The organism is Flavobacterium sp. (assembly GCF_039916025.1).
Taxonomy (GTDB): domain Bacteria; phylum Bacteroidota; class Bacteroidia; order Flavobacteriales; family Flavobacteriaceae; genus Flavobacterium.
The window spans coordinates 1-21,299 of sequence record NZ_JBDSMB010000114.1 but is presented as its reverse complement, the minus strand read 5'-3'; the positions used below and the strand labels follow the sequence as shown (position 1 = coordinate 21,299).

Genomic DNA, 21,299 nt, shown 5'->3' with positions numbered 1-21,299 from the left:
TGAGAGGTATGAAGAAGTTTTCACTATTGATAGTTTTGTTTTGGATGTTCAGCGCTTGCGAAAAACCAAGTGATTGCTTAGAAAGTACAGGTGCTATTATAACTAAAGACGTACCCGTTCTGCCGTTTAAGAAAATAAAAGTTTATCGCGGCATTGAAGTCGTTATTACTGAAGGTCCTGAAACCAAAGTGCAGATTGAAGCAGGTGAAAATTTCATTAGCAATGTTGAGGTAATACAAAACGGAGATCAGCTTATTTTTAAAGATGAAGCCAGTTGTAATTGGGTTCGTTCTTATGGCAGAATTCGAATTTTAGTAACTACGCCAACGCTGGAAGAAGTCTATTCTAAAACGGATAGGAATATAAGTTCGAACGGTGTGTTGACTTTTCCCTACATAGGTTTTATTTCAATGGACAAAGACGGTGACGGTGAATCCGGTGCCGGAACTGGCGATTTTATATTGAATGTCAATAATTATTCTTTGTACATTGCCAACAACAACGTGTCAAGGTTTTATATTTCAGGGCAAACTAATTTGGCAACTTTTAATTTCTATTTTGGAGATGGACGAATGGAAGCTCAGAATTTAATTGCTCAAAATATTGAAGTTTATCATCGTGGATCAAATGATATGATTGTAAATCCAATTCAGAGCATTACGGGAATTTTAAATAGTACCGGAAATGTTGTTTTGAAAAATGTTCCGCCAATTGTTGATGTTCAGGAATTGTATCAGGGAAGTGTTATCTATCCTTAATAGAGTAATTAGTAGGTAAAATTTTTTAGCTATTCACTAATTACTATTCACTAATCACTATTCACTAATCACTTTTCTTAGTTTTCTCTCTGAAAATTTGCTCCAGATTTTTACTTTTCAAACTAATCTGCAACGTTTTTAGTCCGTTATCGTGGGCAAAATCAAAAACTTTTGGACGCATATCTTCTTCTGTTGTGAAAGTTAATGCCCAAAGATTTGCCCCGGTGTTTTTATAAGATTTTAGATTTGGTAAGTCTGCTAATAAAGTTTCATCAATAGTTTTGTCGAATTCAACTTCGATAATTTGCTCTTTTTCTTCCGAAACTAACTTGTCTAATTTTTTATCCGTTACAATTTTTCCGTTATCAATGATGATAACTCTGTCACAAATTGCTTCAACTTCCTGCATGATATGCGTAGATAGAAAAACGGTTTTGTCTTTTCCAACGTTTTTAATTACGTTTCTGATTTCCACCAATTGATTTGGATCCAATCCGGTTGTTGGCTCATCCAAAATCAAAACATCAGGATTGTGGAGCAAAGCAGTTGCCAAGCCAACACGTTGACGGAAACCTTTCGATAATTGCCCGATTTTTTTATGGCTTTCAGGCGATAAACCGGTAAGCTGAATGACTTCTTCAATACGCGCTTTCGAGACTTTATAAACATCAGCATTGAATGCTAAATATTCGCGAACATACAAATCCAGGTATAACGGATTATGTTCCGGTAAATAGCCAATCGAAAGCTGCACCGCTTTTTGATTTTCGGTTACATCATTCCCATTGACAGTCGCGATTCCTTCATCAGCATTAAGAAATGTGGTCAAAATTTTCATCAAGGTAGATTTTCCGGCACCATTCGGACCAAGAAAACCAACAATTTCTCCTTTTTTAATGGAGAAAGAAACATTGTCCAAAGCCTTTTGAGCTCCGTAACTTTTAGAAATATTCTGAACTTCTATCGACATAACTGAAATATTTAACGCAAATGTAAACAGAAAAAATTTTGGTTCATTGTTTTTTAGATTTACTGTAACTTTTTTTTAAAATAAGACACTTACCTTTACATTTCAAAAACATAAAGAATGAAAAAAATTGCACTTCTGTTCTTATTATCATGCTTTGTGGTTCAGGCGCAGAAAAAACCAGTAATTCAAAAATCAGAAATCGTCCGGATTGAAACAGAACTGGCTTCCGATAAAATGGAAGGAAGAAAAATTTTCAGTACCGGAATTGATTCAGCTTCAGCATTTATTGAGAAAGAATTTACCAAAATCGGATTGCAGTATTATGGTGATTTAAAAAGTTACCGTCAGGATTTTAAAGCTAAAGGCAAAGCTGCCAATAACGTAATCGGAATGTTGCCTGGAAAATCAAAACCAAACGAGTATGTTGTGTTCTCGGCACATTATGACCATTTGGGAATGGATAGTTCCGGAGATGACAAAGTGTATAATGGTGCCAATGACGATGCTTCGGGAACTACAGCCGTGATTGCGTTGGCGAAATATTTCAAAGAATTAAATAGCAATGAGCGCACGATTATTTTTGTGGCTTTCACCGGAGAAGAAGTCGGTGGTTATGGCTCTAAATATTTTTCCAAAAACATCAATGCCGATGATGTGGTGGCGATGTTCAATATTGAAATGATTGGCACGGAAAGCAAATGGAATAAGAATTCAGCTTATATTACAGGTTTTGAGAAATCGGATTTCGGAACTATTCTGCAAAAGAATTTAAAAGGTAGTAACTTCAATTTTTATGAAGATCCTTATACAGACCAACATCTTTTTTACCGTTCTGATAATGCGACATTAGCGGCGCTTGGCGTTCCGGCGCATACTATTTCGACTTCCAAAATGGATTCAGAAGCGAATTATCACCAACTAAGCGATGAAGTTTCAACTTTGGATTTAGACAATATGACCGAAATTATCAAATCCATTGCCATAAGTTCGCAAAGTATTATTAGCGGAAAAGATACGCCAAGCCGGGTGACGAAGTTGTAATCAAAACACTTTTACGAAAACGTTGCCGTAATTTTTTTTGTCAGGTCTTGTAAAACCTATGTTTTAATTTTTTACATTAGCCAAATACAAAAAGCACAAATGTTACAGACTGCAACTTATTATAACAATTCATTTTATTTTTTCTGGAAACAGAAAGGGATTGTCATATAGTTGTTTTAGAAATAAAAATTCACTTATAAAGATACAATCCCGATGAAAATCGGGATTTTTTTTTATTCTGACCCGAGCGAAGCGAATTGACGCAGTAATTTAGTTCAGAATCTTATATTCAAATTCAAAAATGGATACAAAAATCGCAATACAAGGCATCAAAGGCTCGTTTCATCATCAGGTGGCGCAGGAATATTTTCATCAGAATGTTTCCGTGAACGAATGCCTGTCGTTTGAATCGCTGGTCGATAGCTTGCTGCATGACAAATCACAATTGGCGGTGATGGCGATTGAGAATTCCATTGCGGGTTCGATTATTCCGAATTACGCTTTGATTGACAAGAACGATTTGCATATTATAGGTGAATACTATTTGGATATTATTCAGAATTTAATGGTGCTGAACGGACAAAAAATCAGCGAAATCGAAGAAGTTCACTCACATCCGATGGCGTTGTTGCAGTGCATGGATTTTTTGAAAAAGCATCCGAAAATTAAATTGGTCGAAGATAAAGACACTGCCGAAACCGCTCGTCGAATTCATCAAAAGCAAATAAAAGGCATTGCGGCCATTGCCAGTAAAGCTGCTGCTACGCTTTATGATTTAACTATCATTGCACCCGAAATTCAAACAGTAAATAACAACATGACACGTTTTTTTATCATCAGTAAAGAAGCCAATCTGTTGCCAAAAGAAGAAATCAATAAAGCTTCCTTGAAATTTGAGTTGGATGATACGCCGGGAAGTCTGGCCACCGTTTTAAACGTGATGACAAACTGCAAACTGAACCTGACCAAAATCCAGTCGATGCCAATTATTGAAACACCATTTCAGTATTCTTTTTTTGTGGATGTCGTTTTTGAGAAGTATAAGCATTATGAAAAAGCGATGAAGATTTTAGAGATTATGACCAATCATTTCAAAGTGTTGGGTGAATACAAGAACAAAAAACAATAGCAAAATTCAATTGCAATAACAATTTTTAAATTGATTTTTGTAATTGATATTGACATTTGAAATTGAAAAAATGATAACAACAGCAAAAAGATTAGAATCCGTTCAGGAATATTATTTCTCACGAAAATTGAGGGAAGTTCGTCAACTCATTTCGGAAGGGAAGCCGGTTATCAATATGGGAATTGGCAGCCCGGATTTGGCTCCTGATATAACGGTTATCGAAGCGATGCAAAAAGCCATGTTTGATGACAAAGCGCACGAATACCAAAGCTATCAGGGTTTGCCTGAATTGAGAAAAGGAATTGCCGATTTCTATAAAAACCATTTTAATGTTGATTTGGATTTCAATACCGAAATCCTGCCGTTAATGGGTTCCAAAGAAGGAATTATGCATATTTCTTTGGCCTTTTTGAATCAAGATGATGAAGTTTTGATTCCAAATCCTGGCTATCCAACCTATGCTTCGGTAACCGAATTGGTTCAGGCGAAAGCAGTATATTACGATTTGTCGGCGCAAACCAATTGGCAGCCCGATTTTGAAGTTTTAGAAAAAACAGATTTGTCAAAAGTAAAACTGATGTGGGTTTCGTATCCACACATGCCGACTGGTGCGAACGGAACTTTGGAACTGTTTGAAAAGCTTATTGCATTTGGGAAAAAACACAATATTCTAATCGTCAATGATAACCCGTATAGCTTTGTGCTGAATGGAAATCCTTTGTCAATTTTACAGGTTGAAGGCTCAAAAGAAGTTGCATTAGAATTAAATTCGTTGTCCAAAACCTACAATATGGCAGGTTGGCGCGTTGGAATGGTTTTAGGAAATCCAACCTTGATAGATGCAATACTAAAAGTAAAAAGCAATATGGATAGCGGTATGTTCTACGGAATTCAGAAAGGCTCGATCGAAGCTTTGAAACTGGGAAAAGATTGGTTTGAAAAGCAAAATGAAATTTACACCAAAAGAAGAAACCTGATTTTTAAATTGGCAGAAAAACTAAATTGTGCTTTTGATAAAAACAGCGTTGGATTGTTCGTTTGGGCAAAACTTCCGGATGGCATTTTGTCGGAAGAATTTATTGATGAAGTATTAATTAAAAAGCATGTTTTTATAACGCCGGGAACTATTTTTGGCAGCAATGGTGAAGGTTATATTCGGTTTTCGCTTTGCGTTACAGAAGAAAAAATCCAGCAGGCTATAGAACGATTTAGTTAAATATCAATGTCAATATCAATATCAATGTCAATATCAATGACAAAAATTTTTATTGCTATTGATTTTGCCATTGCAATTGAAAATATAAGAATTTATGAAAGTATACGTAATAGGAATAGGTTTAATTGGTGGTTCAATGGCATTGGATATTCAGGCGTTGGATAAAGGTGCCGTCATTATTGGTGTTGATGCTAATGAAAATCATTTGCAACAAGCGATTGAACTTGGAATCATTCATCAAAAAGCGGAATTAAATGATGCTATAGATGCTGATTTTGTGATTATGGCGGTTCCGGTAGATATTGCTTTGGAACTTTTGCCAAAAGTTTTGGATTTGGTTTCGGATGAAACTTTAGTTTTTGAAGTCGGTTCTACTAAGAGTCCGATATGCGAAGCGGTTACGAATCATCCAAAAAGAAGGAATTTTTTAGCAACACATCCTATTGCGGGAACAGAATTCTCCGGACCAACGGCAGCAGTAAGAAACTTATTTGTCGACAAAACCAATATCATTTGTGAAGTAGAAAAAACTACTTTTAAATTACAGGAAAAAGGGCTGAAATTATTCAAAGATTTGGGAATGAGAATCAGATATATGGAACCAAAATCACATGACAAACACATTGCTTATGTATCGCATTTATCGCACATCAGTTCGTTTATGCTGGGAAAAACAGTTATTGAGAAAGAGAAAGATGAAAAGGATATTTTCGATATGGCAGGCAGCGGATTTGAAAGCACAGTTAGATTAGCCAAAAGTTCACCAGCAATGTGGACGCCAATTTTCAAACAAAATAAAAAACAGGTCGTAAAATCATTAGAAGAATACATCGCCAATTTATCGCAATTCAAAAATTTATTGGAAAGCGGAAATTATGAACAGATTTTTCATGAAATGGAAAACACAAATAGGATAAAAGAAATATTAAACGGAAAATAACAGAAGCTATGAATATCACAAAAGAAAACAGAAAATGGTTAGAAGATTTCAATCTGTCGCATCCATTAGTAATTGCGGGGCCATGTAGCGCAGAAACCGAAGAACAGGTTTTGAAAATAGCGCACGAATTGAAAAATTCTGATGTTAGTATTTTCCGTGCCGGAATCTGGAAACCAAGAACGCGTCCAGGTGGATTTGAAGGTGTCGGTGCTATTGGGTTAAAATGGCTGCAAAAAGCAAAAGCCGAAACAGGTTTGCTGATGGCGACAGAAGTTGCTAATGCGGCTCATGTGAAATTGGCTTTGGAACACGATATCGATGTGCTTTGGATCGGCGCCAGAACTACGGTAAATCCGTTTGCAGTTCAGGAAATTGCTGATGCTTTGGTTGGCACGGACAAAATTGTTTTGGTAAAAAACCCGGTAAATCCCGATTTGGCTTTATGGATTGGTGGCGTTGAACGACTTTATAATGCCGGAATTACAAAGCTTGGCGTAATTCACAGAGGATTTTCAACATACGAAAAAACGAAATACAGAAATATTCCGGAATGGCAGATTGCGATTGAATTGCAAAGTCGTTTTCCAGATTTGCCTTTGATTTGTGATCCTTCGCATATTACAGGAAGACGTGATATGATTCTGGAAGTATCGCAACAAGCGTTGGATTTGAATTATGACGGATTGATTATTGAAACCCATATCGACCCGGATAATGCGTGGAGTGATGCAGCGCAACAAGTTACGCCTAAGGCTTTGAAACAGATTTTTGAAGATTTAAAAGTAAAAAAAGTAACTACCGAAGATGATGATTTTAATACGAAAATGATAAAACTCAGAGCCAATATTGATATTGCCGATAGTAAATTACTCGAGATTTTAGGTAACAGAATGAAAGTGGCAGAACAAATCGGAGCTTTGAAAAAGGAAAAAAACGTGGCTGTTTTACAAAACAAAAGATGGAATGAAATTTTAGGGAAAATGATATTGGATGGTGAAGAGAAAGGATTGAGCGAAGAGTTTATCCTCAGGATTTTCAAAGCGATTCACCAGGAAAGTATCAGCCATCAGGAGAAGATAATTAACTGTTAAACGGATAATTTGTTAGAATATCGGTTTAATGCGGTTCGTAATAGTTGTTTTTTTATATTTGCTCTGGAACTTATAAAAACAGTCTATTAATACTAAAAAATAAAAATATGAAAAAAATTATTTTAATATTAACATTGGTTTTTGGTTTTAATTTAGCCTCAGCCCAAGTCGATGTGATTAAAAAACAAATAGGTGAAACACTTAAAGGAAGAATTGTAAGTGTTGATGACAATGTCATCGTATTTACCTATGAAGGTCAAAATGTAGAGTATACTATTGCTAAGAATGCCGTTGAAAAAATTACTTATGGCAGAACAGGTCAGGTTGTACAAACTTCAAACAAAATTGATGTTGCCGGAGAAGCAGATTGGCAAAAAGTCATCATCGTTGAAAATTTAAATTCAACTGCAGGTTTAGAAGTAGGAGTGCCAATCGGAACCAGTGCAGATTTAGCCAGTTATCAACCGGATAATGGAAATTCGGCTGCTAATAAGAGATTAAAAATGCAGGCTGCAAAGTTAGGCTATCAGTTTATTTTGATTAAAACAGACGTAGATTCCAATAGAACGGCCTACGGTTATAAATATTAAACAATTTGAAAAAATATTATTTTCTAAAGTTGCCAGAAATGGCAACTTTTTTTTATTCCGAAAAATATAAATTGGAAATGTTATCTTTGCGGCATGACAGGACTCGTTTATAAATCTACCGGAAGTTGGTACACTGTAAAATCAGAACAAGGCGATTTTATGGAATGCAGAATCAAAGGAAAATTCCGCATGCAGGGAATTAAAAGCACTAATCCAATTGCTGTTGGTGACGTGGTAGATTATGAATTAGACGAAAACTCAGATGCAGTAACCGGAACTATTCATAATATTCACCAAAGAAAGAATTATATCGTTAGGAAATCGGTGAACCTGTCTAAGCAAACCCATATCATTGCTTCCAATATTGATGTTGTTTTTTTGTTAATTACCATCAATAATCCGCCAACAACAACCAGTTTCATCGATAGGTTTTTAGTTACCGCTGAAGCGTATGGCATTGAAGCGGTTTTGGTTTTTAATAAAATTGATACGTTTGATGAGGCCATGCGCGATGAACAATTGTATCTGCAATACATTTATTCTGAAATTGGCTATAAATTCTTAAAAGTTTCGGCTATTGAAAAGAAAGGTTTGGATGAATTAAAGCAAATGATGATTGGAAAAGTTTCTATGTTCTCCGGACATTCAGGCGTTGGAAAATCAACTTTAGTCAATGCTTTGGAACCAGCTTTAAACCTTAAAACCAAAAATATTTCCGAACAAAGCAAGCAAGGACAGCATACAACGACTTTTGCCGAAATGTATGACTTGTCATTTGATGCCAAAATCATAGACACGCCGGGAATAAAAGGTTTTGGAATTGTTGATTTGGAACCTGCAGAAATCAGTGGCTATTTTCCAGAGTTTTTCAAACTGAAAGACCAATGCAAGTTCAATAATTGTTTGCACAAAGAAGAACCAAATTGCGCTGTTAAAAAAGCTTTAGAAGACAACAAAATTGCTTGGTCACGTTATAATAGCTATCTCAAAATCCTTGAAGGTGATGATGAACATTACCGTCAGGACGTGTTTAACGATGACAGAGTTGCCAGCGATGAAACGAGGAAATAGTTGGCAGTTTACAGTCACAGTTTACAGTTTTTAATTTTTTTCTCTGTGAATCTCTGTGAAATAATTTTTTTATATTTCTCACAATAATATTTAACGCAAAATGAAAGCCGTTATCCAAAGAGTTTCTTCGTGTTCAGTTACAATTGACCATAAAGTTGTTGCCGATATCCAAAAAGGATTATTGGTTCTGGTTGGTTTTGAAGATGCCGATGATAAAGAAGACATCAATTGGCTAACCGCTAAAATTGCCAACCTCAGAATTTTTGGAGACGAAAATGAGGTAATGAATTTATCGCTAAAAGAAGTTGAAGGCGACATGATAATCGTCAGTCAATTTACTTTGCATGCCTCGACTAAAAAAGGCAATCGACCGTCTTATTTAAAAGCATCAAAAACCAATATTGCCATTCCGTTATACGAATCTTTCATTCAGCAAATGGAAACAGAATTGGGCAGGAAAGTCCAAACAGGACAATTTGGCGCCGATATGAAAGTAGCCCTGCTGAATGACGGACCTGTCACTATAATTATCGACACAAAAAACAAAGAATAAGATTGTTAATGGTAAGTTAATTTTTATATATTTGGTGAAATTAGCACCGATGAAACTTCCTATTTTACCGCTCTTTCTTTTTTTCATTTCCATATCAGTTTTTGGACAAAAATTAGAATATTCTACCTTGACTATTCCCGATAGTTTGAAGCAAAATGCCAATTCAGTTGTGCGTTTGAATCAAATGGATATCAATATTACTTCTCAAAAATCAATGACAATTAGTTCAACTCAGGTCACAACCGTTTTGAACGAATTGGGTCTAAGAAACTTGGGTTTGGCGGAGCATTATGATAAGAACAGAAGGATAACTAAAATTGAAGCTACGGCTTACGATTCATTTGGCAAACAATTAAAAGTTTACAAAAGGAAGGATTTTAAAGATACAAGTGTAGCTGATGGTATTTCCGTTTTTAATGATAATAGAGCTCTATACTTAGATTACACCCCAATTACGTATCCTTTTACTATGGTTTTTGAAGTTGATACCGAAACATCTAATACCGCTTTTATTCCGTCCTGGAGTCCATCGGATGATTATTTGGTCAGTATTGAAAACACTTCGCTAAGTATTACCTATAAGCCTGAGTTGAAATTAAAAATAAAAGAGGTTAATTTCTCTGATAAATTCCACATCGAAAAGGAGCAAACAGCAAATAGCATAAACTACAAAGCGACAAATTTAATTGCCAAAAAAAGAGAAGAATTAAGTCCTGGATTTTCGGATGTTTTTCCAATAGTATATTTTGCTTTAGAAAATTTCCATTTGGAAAATGTTGACGGAAAAGCAACTAACTGGGAAGAATTCGGGAAATGGTATTATAATTCTCTTTTGGCTGACACCGAAGAAATTCCGGAAGAAACCCAAGTAAAGATTAAACAATTGGTTGGTGCCGAAAAAGATCCAATTGAAATTGCCCGAATTATTTACAAGTATGTTCAGGATAAAACCCGTTATGTAAGTGTTCAGGTTGGAATTGGCGGATGGAAACCAATGTTGGCTAAAGATGTAGATAAACTAGGTTATGGCGATTGCAAAGCATTGTCAAATTATACACGATCACTGCTCAAAGTCGTTGGCGTTCCGTCTTATTATACCGTTGTTTATGCGGGCCAGAACGAGACAAAAGATTTGCAAAATGATTTCGCTTCCATACAGGGAAATCATGTTATCCTGACATTGCCAATAGATAAAAAATTGGTTTGGTTAGAATGTACAAGCCAAATCCAGCCGTTTGGTTTCCAGGGAGATTTTACGGATGATAGAAATGTTTTATTGATAAAACCGGAAGGTGGAGAAATAGTTAAAACAAAAATATTTGCAGAAACAGACAATGTAAAAACAACAAAAGGTTCTTATCAAATAACGGAAAATGGAAATTTTATAGGCAAAGTAAAAATCATCTCTAAAGCCTTGCGCTATGATAGCGAATTTGGAAAAGAAAGAATGAGCAGAGAAGATCAAATCAAAAATTATAAAGAAGAATTTGATAACATCAATAATCTGACGATAAAAAAAATCAACCTAAATAACAACCCTAAAACCATTGAATTTACTGAAGATTTAGAATTGGAAGCTGAAGGTTATGCCCAAATTACAGGAGGAAAATTGATGTTTGCACTGAATGCTTTTGACCAGAGTTCGTATGTTCCAAAAAAATACAGAACGCGGGAATTTCCGTTTCAAATGGAAAGAGGCTATACCAATGAAGACGAAATAGAAATTACGATTCCGGATGGATTTATTGTTGAAGCAAAACCAAACGGAACAGAGCAGGAAACGGAATTTGGCTCTTACAAGATTGAATTCAATACCATAAGTCCAAACAAAATACTGTGCAAAAGAAAGCTGGTTATCAAAAAAGGATTTTACGACAAATCCAAATATGAAAATTATAGAAAATTCAGAGAAACCATAGCCAAAAACGATAATTCAAAAGTAGTTATTACTAAAGCCTAACAATTATGAAAAAAGTACTCACCACCATTTTATTGCTTGTAACTTTTTACAGCTTTTCCCAAAATCACGAATTAGGAAAAGTAACCGTTGCTGAACTAAAAGAAAGAGTTTGTCCAATAGATACTTCAGCCGTTGCTGCAGTTTTGTTTGATATTGGTAAAACATCTTTCGGATATGATGAATCCGGATTTTATTCTCTTACAGAAGTGCAGACTAAAATCAAAATTTATAAAAAAGAAGGGTTAAACTTTGCCAATAAATCTGTTGGATATTATGTAGGGAAAGACCCAGTAGAGATAGTTACTTTTAGCAAGGCAGTTACTTATAATCTGAAAGGCAATGAAATTGAAAAAACCAGACTAAAGAGTGATGGAGAATTCACCGAAAAGTTAAGTAAGACTACAAACATTAAGAAAATTACTTTCCCAAATGTTAAAGAAGGCTCTATAATTGAATTTAAATACGAAATAAAATCATCTTATTTTCAAGGTTTCAGGGATTGGAGATTCCAAACTGTGATTCCCACAGTATATTCTGAATATAAGACTTCCATCCCAGAATATTACTTTTACAATCCTATGATTAAAGGAAGTTTGACGCCAAAAATAATAGAAAGCGCAGGTAAAAATACGTTTACCTATTTCGATAGAGATAGGAATGAAATGGGCAGTCCATACAGGAAGACATTAAACACTTCTCAAAATATCGAGTTCACAGAAAAAAGAAGAACATACATTCTGGAAAATGTTCCTGCATTAAAAGATGAGTCGTATGTCAATAATATTGAAAATTACACATCCTCAGTAGTTCATGAATTATCGGGAATCCAATACCCTGGAGAAGTTTTCAGACCAATTACCAATTCATGGGAATCGGTAAGCAAGAGCATCTATGATAATGAAATGTTTGGAGGTGAATTAAATAAAGATTCATATTTTGAGGATGACCTAAAGGTCATTATTAATGGCGTTGCTTCAAATGATGAGAGATTAGTAAAAGTTTTTGATTATGTAAAATCAAAAATGAATTGGGATGAATACAAACGTGTTTATTGTGATGATGGTGTAAAAACAGCTTATAAAAATATGATAGGTAATTCAGCAGAAATCAATTTGATTCTTGTTGCAATGCTCAGAAAAGCTGGAGTTAATGCTAACCCAATATTAATAAGTACCCGAGACAATGGGATTTCAATTTTTCCAAGCAAAACAGCCTATAATTATGTTATTGCCGGAGTAGAAACTAATGGGCAAATGGTATTATTGGATGCTACAAATAAAAATTCACAACCAAATATTTTGCCTATTAGAGATTTAAACTGGTTTGGCCGGATTATTAGAAAAAATGGAAGTTCGGCTGAAATTAATTTAATGCCACAATCAAATTCAAAAGATGTTGTAAATATTATTGCGGCTATAAATTCACAGGGAGAAGTCACCGGGAAAATCAGAGAGCAGTATTTTGATTACAATGCTTTTGTATATAGAGATAACTACAATAGCATTTCTAAAGACAGCTATATCGAAAAATTAGAAAAAAGGCATCAGGGATTGGAGATAGGAGAATTTGATGTTCAGAACAGCAAAGATTTATCACTGCCAATAGTAGAGAATTATTCTTTTAAATCAACCAATTCTGTTGAGGTCATAGGAGATAAAATGTATATATCACCGTTATTGTTTTTTGCATCAACTGAAAATCCGTTCAAGCAGGAAACCCGTGAGTATCCAATTGATTTTGTTTACCCAAGCCAAGATAAATATACAGTAAGTTTGACAATTCCTGAGGGATATGCTGTTGAAACACTGCCGCAATCAAAAGCACTTTCAATGCCCGGAAATCTTGGTGGTTTTAAATATATGATTTCAAATAACGGCAGCCTGGTACAGTTAGTTTACACGCAGGACAATAATCAGGCTATTATTGCATCCGAAGCTTATCAGGTATTGAAAGACTATTATAAAGAGATTGTAAGCAAACAAACCGAAAAAATAGTCTTAAAAAAGATTTAAAAACAACGAAAAGTTCCCAAAACACATAAATCAAAGTTAGTCAGCCATTCTATGAAAAAAGAATTCACCGTCATTTTATTGCTCTTAACTTTGTATAGCTTTTCGCAAAATCACGAATTAGGTAAAGTAACTGTTGCTGAACTTAAAGAAAAAGCATATTCAATGGATACCTCTGCGGTGGCTTCAGTTATTTTTAAGACTAGCAAAATATACTTCAATTATGAGGGTGATATTATTAATGAAACTAAAGTGAAATTAAAAATTTATAAAAAGGAAGGATATAGCTATGGTAACATTAAAGAGCAGTTTTGGAGTGCAGATGATGATGATGCTCAGTTTACAGATGTAGCAACATACAATCTCGAAAATGATAAAATCATCATCACAAAACCTAAGAAAGAAAGCCAGTTTATTGAAGTTATGTCTTCAAATTTAAAAGCAAAAAAGATAGCAATGCCTGATGTTAAAGTAGGCTCTATTATTGAATATAAAATCAGAAAAAAAACAAATAATTATTTTCAGCCTGTAAATTTCTACTTTCAGGATGTAATTCCAATATCAGATATTCAATTAATTGTAGAATATTCAGGTCATTTGTCCTATAATAAATTAATGACAGGTTTTTTAAGCCCTGATATTAAATCTGAAACTTTTGGAGTCTCAAACTCAAGTTTTTTGAGCAACAGGATTATTTATTCCTTAAAAAATGTTCCTGCATTTAAGGATGAAGGCTATGTAAACAATATCAGAAATTACATTACAAGATTGAGATATGAATTGTCATCTATTAAAGATTATTATGGTAATACTAAGCCAATAATAACTGATTGGAAAACAGTTACAAAGAGAATTAATGAATTCGATAATTTTGGAGGTGAATTAAATAAAACAGGATATTTTGAAAGTGAAATAGATAAAGCAATAAGTGGCTTGACAAGTTCAAATGAAAAGATTACCGCCATATTTAATTACGTGAAATCTAATATGTCTTGGAATGAATATTATGGATTTACGTGCAATGACGGCGTAAAAAAAGCGTTTAAAAATAAAAAAGGAAATGTTGCAGAGATTAATTTAATGCTGATTGCGATGCTACGCTATGCGAAAATTGACACCAATCCTATTTTGTTAAGTACTCGTGATAATGGTATTACAGATTTTCCAAGTATGAACGCTTATAATTATGTCATTGCTGGTGTCGAACTGCCAAATCAATTAATTTTATTGGATGCAACTAATAAAAATGCACTGCCTGATATAATACCAATAAGAGATTTGAATGGTTTAGGAAGGATTGTCAGGACGTCTCAAAGTTCTGCTGACATTGACTTAATGCCAAAATTAAATTCAAAAGATGTTGTGAGTATCATGGCAGCTATAAGTGCTGAGGGAGAAATTACAGGAAAGATTAGAGAACAATATTTTGATTATAATGCTTTTGAGTACAGAGATGATAATAAAAGTGTTTCAAAAGATGGCCATATAGAAACATTAGAAAAAAAGTATCAAGGATTGGAAATTGGAGAGTTTGAGGTTCAGAATAAAGATGATTTATCATTGCCAATAGTCGAGAACTATTCTTTTACATCAAACAATTCTGTAGAAATTATTGGGAATAAAATGTACATATCGCCATTATTGTTTTTTACCAGGACTGAAAATCCGTTTAAACAGGAAACCAGAGAGTATCCAATTGACTTTGTTTACCCAAATCAGGATAAATACATGGTAAGTTTAACAATTCCTGATGGATATGCTGTTGAAACATTGCCGCAATCAAAAGCACTTTCAATGCCTGGAAATCTTGGTGGTTTTAAATATATGATTTCAAATAACGGCAGTCAGGTACAGTTAGTTTACACGCAGGATAATAATCAGGCTATCATTGCATCCGAAGCGTATCAGGTATTGAAAGACTATTATAAAGAAATTGTAAGCAAACAAACCGAAAAAATTGTCTTAAAAAAGATTTAAAAAAAATAATTGCAATCTGATAAATACTACCAAAAACCGATAACTCTAAGGTAACTGTTACCAAGTATACATTTATGAAAAAAGCATTTATCGCCATTTTATTGCTCGTAACTTTTTATACCTTTTCACAAAATCACGAATTAGGTAAAGTAACTGTTGCCGAACTAAATGAAAAAGTATGCCCAATTGATACTTCTGCTGTTGCAGCGATTTTGTTTGATGTAGGAGAAGTCACGTTTGATTATAATCAAAACGATGGATTTGTTATAAAGCTTAGGGTTAAGACCAAGATAAAAATATACAAGAAAGAAGGTTATGAATGGGCAAATAAAAATGTGAGGTATTACATTGGGCCAAATGTCAAAGAGAATGTTTCTTTTTCAGATGAAACTACCTATAATTTGGTTAATGGAAAAATTGAAAAAACCAAACTCAAAAGCGATGGCAGATTTGACGAAAAAACAAATAAGTACTGGGCGCAAAAGAAAATCACGCTGCCTAATGTCAGAGAAGGATCCATTATTGAATATGAATATGATTTTACCAGTGATAATTTTGGCTCATTAGAAAAATGGTTTTTCCAGTCGAGTATCCCTGTTTTATACAGCGAGTATAAAACGTTTATTCCTGAATATTTTATTTATAAGCCCTCTTTTAGAGGGTACACTCCACAAGTTGTTTCGGAAACAAATCACAGAACAATTACAATTGCATCTACCGAAAGATCAGGCTTTATAGTAACTGAAACAAGGTTTTCAAACGATAACTTTAATTTTTCTGAAGCTAAAACGAAATACACAACTCAAAATTTACCGGCAATAAAAGAGGAATCTTATGTAAACAATATAAAAAATTATATTTCGAGTATAGAATTAGAACTCTCTTCGGTTAAATTTCCCGGGCAGACCATTAAGAATTATGCAACTGATTGGGAAACGGTTACCAAAAAAATATATGACAGTGAGGGTTTTGGTGATGAATTAAGAAAGACAGGTTACTTTGAAAGAGATTTGGATGCTTTATTAAACGGGATAACTTCCTATGGCGAGAAAATCGGAACTATCTTCAGCTATGTTAAATCAAGAATGAATTGGGATGAATATTCCAGTATTTATTGCAATGATGGTGTCAGAAAAGCATATCAGGAGAAAAAAGGGAATGATGCCGAAATCAATCTGATGTTAACAGCAATGCTTCGTTACGCTGGTATTGAAGCCAATCCAATTCTTTTGAGTACACGTTCAAACGGAGTTTCGCTTTTTCCAAGCAGAACTTCCTTTAATTATGTTATCGCTGGTGTCGAATTAGATAACCAGGTTGTTTTATTGGATGCTACTAATAAATTTTCACTTCCCAATATTTTACCAATAAGAGATTTGAACTGGAGAGGAAGAATTATCAGAAAGGATGGTTCATCAGAACTCGTAAATTTAATGCCAACTTCCAATTCAAAAAACGTTGTAAACATAATGGGAAGCATCAACGGTAAAGGTGAAGTGTCAGGGAAAATCAGAGAGCAACACTTTGATTATAATGCATTCAAATTTAGAGAAAACAATAATGGTGTTGCTAAAGACAACTATAAAGAAATGCTCGAAAAAAAGTACAAAGGAGTAGAGATAGGAGAATATGAAGTGCTGAACAATACCGATTTATCAAAGCCAATTATAGAGAATTATGATTTCACCTCAAATAATGCTGTCGAAATAATTGGTGACAAAATGTACGTTTCTCCGTTATTGTTTTACACGCTAACCGAAAATCCGTTCAAACAGGAAACCCGTGAATATCCGGTAGATTTTGTTTACCCAAAGCAAGATAAATACATGGTAAGTTTAACAATTCCAACAGGATATGCTGTTGAAACCTTACCGCAACCAGGAGCTGTTTCAATGATTGATAACCTTGGTGGTTTCAAATACCTAATTTCAAATACCGGCAATCAAATTCAGTTAATTTATACAGAAGACACCAATCAGGCTATTATTGGATCCGAGGATTATGAAATCCTGAAAAACTATTATAAAGAAATCGTAACGAAACAAACCGAAAAAATAGTGCTAAAAAAGATATGATATAATGGTAAGATTTAATCAATTTTTTCTTTTATTGATTTTGATTTCTGTCGATTGCTTTTCCCAAAAACTGGAATTGGACAAAGTCTCAAAAGCCGAACTTTTAGAAAAAAGTAATCCGGGCGATACTACAGCTCCGGCCACATTTTTATTCAAAAAAGCAAGAACATTTTTTAAATATACAAAGGAAGGATTTGTATCGTATACTGAATTTCAAATCAAACTTAAAATTTATAAAAAAGAAGGTTTGGAGTGGGGTAATTTCAGAATGCCCTACTACATTGGGTACGAAAAATTAAATGACGAATCCATAAAAATCAGGAGTGCCTTTACCTATAATCTGGAAAATGATAAAATTGTAAAAAGCAAGGTTACCAATGATGCAAAGTTTATAGAAGATGTAAATGAATATTGGAAAGTCAAATCCTTAACTTTTCCCAATGTAAAAGTGGGTTCAGTCATCGAATTGAAATATGAATTAAAAACGGAGAATTTATCAACGCTGCCTGATTTTCAATTCCAATATGAAATTCCGGTTAACAAAATTGAATATGTAACAGAAATCCCGGAACTTTATATTTACAAAGGAATAAGAAAAGGCTACATTGATGTGGTAAAAGAAGAAAAAATGGTGTATGTCACCCAGAATTATGATGACGAAAATAATAGAAATATCCAGTTAGGTTTCAACCAGATTAATTCAACTTACAAAGCAAATAATATTCCGGCAATAAAAGAAGAAAGCTATGTAAACAATATCGATAATTATCTGGGCAAAATTGTTCACGAACTGCAGATTGTGAGGATGCCCGAAAAAGAACCAAAACAGATAGCTACAACATGGGAAGATGTTGCAAAATCTATTTATGACGATAAAGATTTTAAAACAGCAATTACTCAATTTGATTATTTTCTGGTAAACATTAAGTCATTACTAAATGGCGTAAGTTCTCCCGAAGAAAAAACAAAAAAGATATTAGATTTTGTAAAGAACAGAATGAATTGGAATGGTAGATTTGGTTACTATCCAAGAAAAAAAATGGAACAGATTTATACAGAAAAAGTAGGTAATGTGGCCGAAATAAATCTGATGTTAGTTGCTATGTTGCGAATATCTGGTATTGATGCGAATCCTGTTTTAATCAGCACAAGAGAAAATGGAATTGCACCTTTTCCAAGCAGCACACTTTTTAATTACGTAATTGCTTCGGCAAACATAGATGGAAAAACAATTCTTTTAGATGCTACAGATAAATACTCAGATTTGAATGTTTTGCCTATTAGAGATTTAAATTGGTTTGGTCGATTAATCAAAAAAGATGGAACTTCAACCGAAATAAATCTTATGCCAACTTCCAATTCAAAAGACGTTCTTAACATCATGGGAAAAATAAATTCTAATGGGGATGTTTCCGGTAAAATCAGAGAACAGTATTTAGATTATAATGCCTTTGTGTTCAGAGAAAAATACAATAAAATAGCGAAAGAAAGCTATGTCGAAAATCTTGAAAAAAAATATTTAGGATTGGAAATAACAGATTACAATGTTCAAAACGGCTCGGATTTAAACCTGCCAATTATTGAAAATTACGATTTCACTACAGATAATTCTGTGGAGATTATTGGCGACAAAATGTATGTTTCTCCTTTCCTCTTTTTTGCAACAAGCGAAAACCCTTTCAAACAGGAAACACGCCAATATCCAATTGATTTTACATATCCAAAGCAGGAAAAATATAGCATTAGTTTAACAATTCCGGATGGATATACAGTCGAAACATTGCCACAACCCAAAGCTATTGCAATGCCCGATGGTTTGGGTAGTTTTAAATATCTTATTTCTAATACCGGAAATCAGATTCAATTGCTTTATACTTTGGATATCAATCAGGCAATCATCGGTGCAGAATATTATTCTGTGTTGAAAGACTTCTTCAAAGAAATCGTCAACAAGCAGACCGAAAAAATAGTGCTCAAAAAAGCATAGTGTTTATTTCTTGCCGGAGTTGTATATTTGACTTCTATAATTCACAACTAAAATGGATTTAAAAAACTCCCAGCTAGAAGTAGATAATTGGATAAAGACTCATGGTGTTCGCTATTTCAATGAGCTGACAAATATGGCGCAACTCACAGAAGAAGTTGGCGAAGTTGCCCGTATAATTGCCCGCAGATATGGTGAACAATCCGAAAAAGAAAGCGATAAAGGCAAAGATCTTGGCGAAGAATTAGCCGATGTGGTTTTTGTAGTGTTATGTTTGGCAAACCAAACCGGAGTCGACTTACAGGCAGCTTTTGATAAAAAACTGGATTTAAAAACCAATCGCGACCACGACCGTCATCACAATAACGATAAACTGAAATAAAAACCCTTCCAGGGTTTGAAACCCTGGAAGGGTTGATACAACAAAAATGAATCTACTTCTTAAATCTTCAATCGTTAATCAACAATCTTCCATCAAAATTTCCGGAAGTAAGTCGGAAACTAATAGATTATTGTTGCTTAAGGCGTTGTATCCAAATCTAACACTTGAAAACACTTCCAATTCAGATGATTCAGAAGTGATGGCAAAAGCCTTAGAAAGTTTAAATTCATCCAACACCCAACACCCAGCATCCAGCATCCAGCACATCGACATTCATCATGCCGGAACGGCAATGCGTTTCCTTACTTCTTATTTTGCCATTCAGGAAAACAGCCAAGTTGTTCTGACAGGTTCTTCCCGAATGAAAGAACGCCCAATTAAAATTTTAGTTGATGCTTTACGACAATTGGGTGCCGAAATCAGCTACGAAGAAAATGAAGGTTTTCCACCAATCCGAATAAAAGGCAAAAAATTAATGCAGAATAAAGTTTCGCTTTCGGCAAATGTCAGCAGTCAATATATTTCGGCACTTATACTTATTGCTCCAAAACTAGAAAACGGTTTAGAATTGACTTTGGAAGGCGAAATCACTTCTGTTTCTTATATTAAAATGACATTGGCTTTGCTAAACGAAATTGGAATTGAAACTTCGTTTGAAAATAATAAAATTCAAATAAATCCCAAATCCCAAATCCCAAATCCTAAATCAATAATTGTAGAATCCGACTGGAGCTCTGCTTCTTATTTTTATTCTATCGTAGCATTATCCAAAATCGGAACTGAAATTACTTTATCGAGCTATAAGGAAAACAGTCTGCAAGGCGATTCGGTTTTAGCAGAAATCTATAAAGACTTTGGTATTGACACTATTTTTCAGAATAATTCGATTCATTTACGTAAAGTGAAAAGCTGTCAGCTGTCAGCTGTGAGCTGTGAGCTAAACAATTCTCCCGACATTGCCCAAACCATTGCTGTCACTTGCTTCGGATTAGGAATAAGTTGTCACTTAACAGGTTTGCATACGCTGAAAATAAAGGAAACAGATAGATTATTGGCTTTGAAAAATGAATTAGAAAAACTCGGTGCAACAGTTTCAGTTACTGAAGAAAGCTTAACATTGGAACCATCAAATGCAATTCATACAAACATAAAAATCAAAACCTATCAGGATCACCGAATGGCAATGGCATTTGCGCCTTTGGCACTGAAAACAGATATAACAATTGAAGATGCAGAAGTAGTTTCAAAATCCTATCCTGCTTTTTGGGAAGATTTAAAATATATTGGTTTTTTTATTTCAGAATTTTAATAAACCTTAGAACCTAAGCAACTCAGTACCTCAGAACCTTTTACAAAAATAAACACCAAAACACTTGACAACGCCTATCTCACAATCGTATATTTGCGGGCGATTTAATTTTAGGGCTCAAAATCCTAAATCCTAAATCCTAAATCTAAAATTCTTATATGAAATTATCTCATTTCCAGTTCAATCTTCCAGCCGAATTATTAGCTGAATTTCCAGCAGAAAACAGAGACGAAGCCAGATTAAT

Annotated in this window: 17 protein-coding genes; 16 read left to right on the top strand and 1 reads right to left on the bottom strand. The window is 34.2% G+C overall.

Annotation, left to right across the window (positions count from 1 at the left end; translation table 11 throughout):
* Window positions 1–8: 8 nt before the first annotated feature.
* Complete coding sequence (locus ABIQ27_RS08015; RefSeq protein WP_348033357.1) at window positions 9–758, top strand: head GIN domain-containing protein; 750 nt, start codon at window positions 9–11, stop codon at window positions 756–758.
* A gap of 64 nt (window positions 759–822) precedes the next feature.
* Here ABIQ27_RS08015 and gldA read toward each other — a convergent pair whose 3' ends face one another.
* Entirely contained in the window at window positions 823–1,728 is a 906-nt protein-coding gene (gene gldA / locus ABIQ27_RS08010) for a gliding motility-associated ABC transporter ATP-binding subunit GldA (protein WP_348033355.1), read from the bottom strand.
* A 117-nt stretch (window positions 1,729–1,845) separates the two neighbouring features.
* Here gldA and ABIQ27_RS08005 point away from each other — a divergent pair, with 117 nt between their 5' ends.
* The 15 genes from ABIQ27_RS08005 to aroA all read left to right on the top strand — a co-directional run bounded on the left by ABIQ27_RS08005 (window position 1,846) and on the right by aroA (window position 21,055).
* Window positions 1,846–2,769: a M20/M25/M40 family metallo-hydrolase gene (locus ABIQ27_RS08005; protein ID WP_348033354.1), complete on the top strand. Its 924-nt coding sequence runs from the start codon at window positions 1,846–1,848 to the stop codon at window positions 2,767–2,769.
* A gap of 301 nt (window positions 2,770–3,070) precedes the next feature.
* Window positions 3,071–3,898, top strand: coding sequence for a prephenate dehydratase (locus ABIQ27_RS08000; protein WP_348033353.1), 828 nt, complete (start codon window positions 3,071–3,073; stop codon window positions 3,896–3,898).
* 70 nt (window positions 3,899–3,968) lie between these two features.
* Complete coding sequence (locus tag ABIQ27_RS07995; RefSeq protein WP_348033351.1) at window positions 3,969–5,114, top strand: aminotransferase class I/II-fold pyridoxal phosphate-dependent enzyme; 1,146 nt, start codon at window positions 3,969–3,971, stop codon at window positions 5,112–5,114.
* Between the two features lie 94 nt (window positions 5,115–5,208).
* Window positions 5,209–6,054 (top strand): prephenate dehydrogenase, encoded by an 846-nt coding sequence (locus ABIQ27_RS07990; protein WP_348033350.1) that lies wholly within the window; start codon window positions 5,209–5,211, stop codon window positions 6,052–6,054.
* An 8-nt stretch (window positions 6,055–6,062) separates the two neighbouring features.
* Window positions 6,063–7,145, top strand: a complete 1,083-nt coding sequence (locus tag ABIQ27_RS07985; RefSeq protein WP_348033349.1) for a bifunctional 3-deoxy-7-phosphoheptulonate synthase/chorismate mutase type II — start codon at window positions 6,063–6,065, stop codon at window positions 7,143–7,145.
* Window positions 7,146–7,252: 107 nt separating this feature from the next.
* Window positions 7,253–7,735, top strand: coding sequence for a hypothetical protein (locus ABIQ27_RS07980; RefSeq protein ID WP_348033348.1), 483 nt, complete (start codon window positions 7,253–7,255; stop codon window positions 7,733–7,735).
* Between the two features lie 93 nt (window positions 7,736–7,828).
* The gene (rsgA, locus tag ABIQ27_RS07975; RefSeq protein WP_348033346.1) at window positions 7,829–8,806 is read left to right on the top strand and encodes a ribosome small subunit-dependent GTPase A; all 978 of its coding nucleotides are present in this window, start codon (window positions 7,829–7,831) and stop codon (window positions 8,804–8,806) included.
* A gap of 100 nt (window positions 8,807–8,906) precedes the next feature.
* Window positions 8,907–9,359, top strand: coding sequence for a D-aminoacyl-tRNA deacylase (gene dtd / locus ABIQ27_RS07970; protein WP_348033345.1), 453 nt, complete (start codon window positions 8,907–8,909; stop codon window positions 9,357–9,359).
* Window positions 9,360–9,408: 49 nt separating this feature from the next.
* Complete coding sequence (locus ABIQ27_RS07965) at window positions 9,409–11,319, top strand: transglutaminase family protein (RefSeq protein ID WP_348033344.1); 1,911 nt, start codon at window positions 9,409–9,411, stop codon at window positions 11,317–11,319.
* Window positions 11,320–11,324: 5 nt separating this feature from the next.
* Entirely contained in the window at window positions 11,325–13,331 is a 2,007-nt protein-coding gene (locus ABIQ27_RS07960; protein ID WP_348033343.1) for a DUF3857 domain-containing protein, read from the top strand.
* Window positions 13,332–13,382: 51 nt separating this feature from the next.
* Complete coding sequence (locus tag ABIQ27_RS07955) at window positions 13,383–15,305, top strand: DUF3857 domain-containing protein (protein ID WP_348033342.1); 1,923 nt, start codon at window positions 13,383–13,385, stop codon at window positions 15,303–15,305.
* Between the two features lie 74 nt (window positions 15,306–15,379).
* Entirely contained in the window at window positions 15,380–17,380 is a 2,001-nt protein-coding gene (locus ABIQ27_RS07950; RefSeq protein WP_348033340.1) for a transglutaminase domain-containing protein, read from the top strand.
* A 4-nt stretch (window positions 17,381–17,384) separates the two neighbouring features.
* Window positions 17,385–19,367 (top strand): DUF3857 domain-containing protein, encoded by a 1,983-nt coding sequence (locus tag ABIQ27_RS07945; RefSeq protein WP_348033338.1) that lies wholly within the window; start codon window positions 17,385–17,387, stop codon window positions 19,365–19,367.
* A 52-nt stretch (window positions 19,368–19,419) separates the two neighbouring features.
* Window positions 19,420–19,746, top strand: coding sequence for a nucleotide pyrophosphohydrolase (locus ABIQ27_RS07940; protein ID WP_348033337.1), 327 nt, complete (start codon window positions 19,420–19,422; stop codon window positions 19,744–19,746).
* Window positions 19,747–19,792: 46 nt separating this feature from the next.
* Window positions 19,793–21,055, top strand: coding sequence for a 3-phosphoshikimate 1-carboxyvinyltransferase (gene aroA / locus ABIQ27_RS07935; RefSeq protein ID WP_348033336.1), 1,263 nt, complete (start codon window positions 19,793–19,795; stop codon window positions 21,053–21,055).
* Window positions 21,056–21,299: the final 244 nt, after the last annotated feature.

Coding starts and splice junctions, on each gene's coding strand:
- ABIQ27_RS07940 (WP_348033337.1), top strand. CDS start 19,420: ATGGATTTAAAAAACTCCCAGCTAGAAGTAGATAATTGGATAAAGACT.
- ABIQ27_RS07985 (WP_348033349.1), top strand. CDS start 6,063: ATGAATATCACAAAAGAAAACAGAAAATGGTTAGAAGATTTCAATCTG.
- ABIQ27_RS08015 (WP_348033357.1), top strand. CDS start 9: ATGAAGAAGTTTTCACTATTGATAGTTTTGTTTTGGATGTTCAGCGCT.
- ABIQ27_RS07950 (WP_348033340.1), top strand. CDS start 15,380: ATGAAAAAAGCATTTATCGCCATTTTATTGCTCGTAACTTTTTATACC.
- ABIQ27_RS07955 (WP_348033342.1), top strand. CDS start 13,383: ATGAAAAAAGAATTCACCGTCATTTTATTGCTCTTAACTTTGTATAGC.
- ABIQ27_RS08005 (WP_348033354.1), top strand. CDS start 1,846: ATGAAAAAAATTGCACTTCTGTTCTTATTATCATGCTTTGTGGTTCAG.
- gldA (WP_348033355.1), bottom strand. CDS start 1,728: ATGTCGATAGAAGTTCAGAATATTTCTAAAAGTTACGGAGCTCAAAAG.
- dtd (WP_348033345.1), top strand. CDS start 8,907: ATGAAAGCCGTTATCCAAAGAGTTTCTTCGTGTTCAGTTACAATTGAC.
- rsgA (WP_348033346.1), top strand. CDS start 7,829: ATGACAGGACTCGTTTATAAATCTACCGGAAGTTGGTACACTGTAAAA.
- ABIQ27_RS07995 (WP_348033351.1), top strand. CDS start 3,969: ATGATAACAACAGCAAAAAGATTAGAATCCGTTCAGGAATATTATTTC.
- ABIQ27_RS07965 (WP_348033344.1), top strand. CDS start 9,409: ATGAAACTTCCTATTTTACCGCTCTTTCTTTTTTTCATTTCCATATCA.
- ABIQ27_RS07960 (WP_348033343.1), top strand. CDS start 11,325: ATGAAAAAAGTACTCACCACCATTTTATTGCTTGTAACTTTTTACAGC.
- aroA (WP_348033336.1), top strand. CDS start 19,793: ATGAATCTACTTCTTAAATCTTCAATCGTTAATCAACAATCTTCCATC.
- ABIQ27_RS07990 (WP_348033350.1), top strand. CDS start 5,209: ATGAAAGTATACGTAATAGGAATAGGTTTAATTGGTGGTTCAATGGCA.
- ABIQ27_RS08000 (WP_348033353.1), top strand. CDS start 3,071: ATGGATACAAAAATCGCAATACAAGGCATCAAAGGCTCGTTTCATCAT.
- ABIQ27_RS07945 (WP_348033338.1), top strand. CDS start 17,385: ATGGTAAGATTTAATCAATTTTTTCTTTTATTGATTTTGATTTCTGTC.
- ABIQ27_RS07980 (WP_348033348.1), top strand. CDS start 7,253: ATGAAAAAAATTATTTTAATATTAACATTGGTTTTTGGTTTTAATTTA.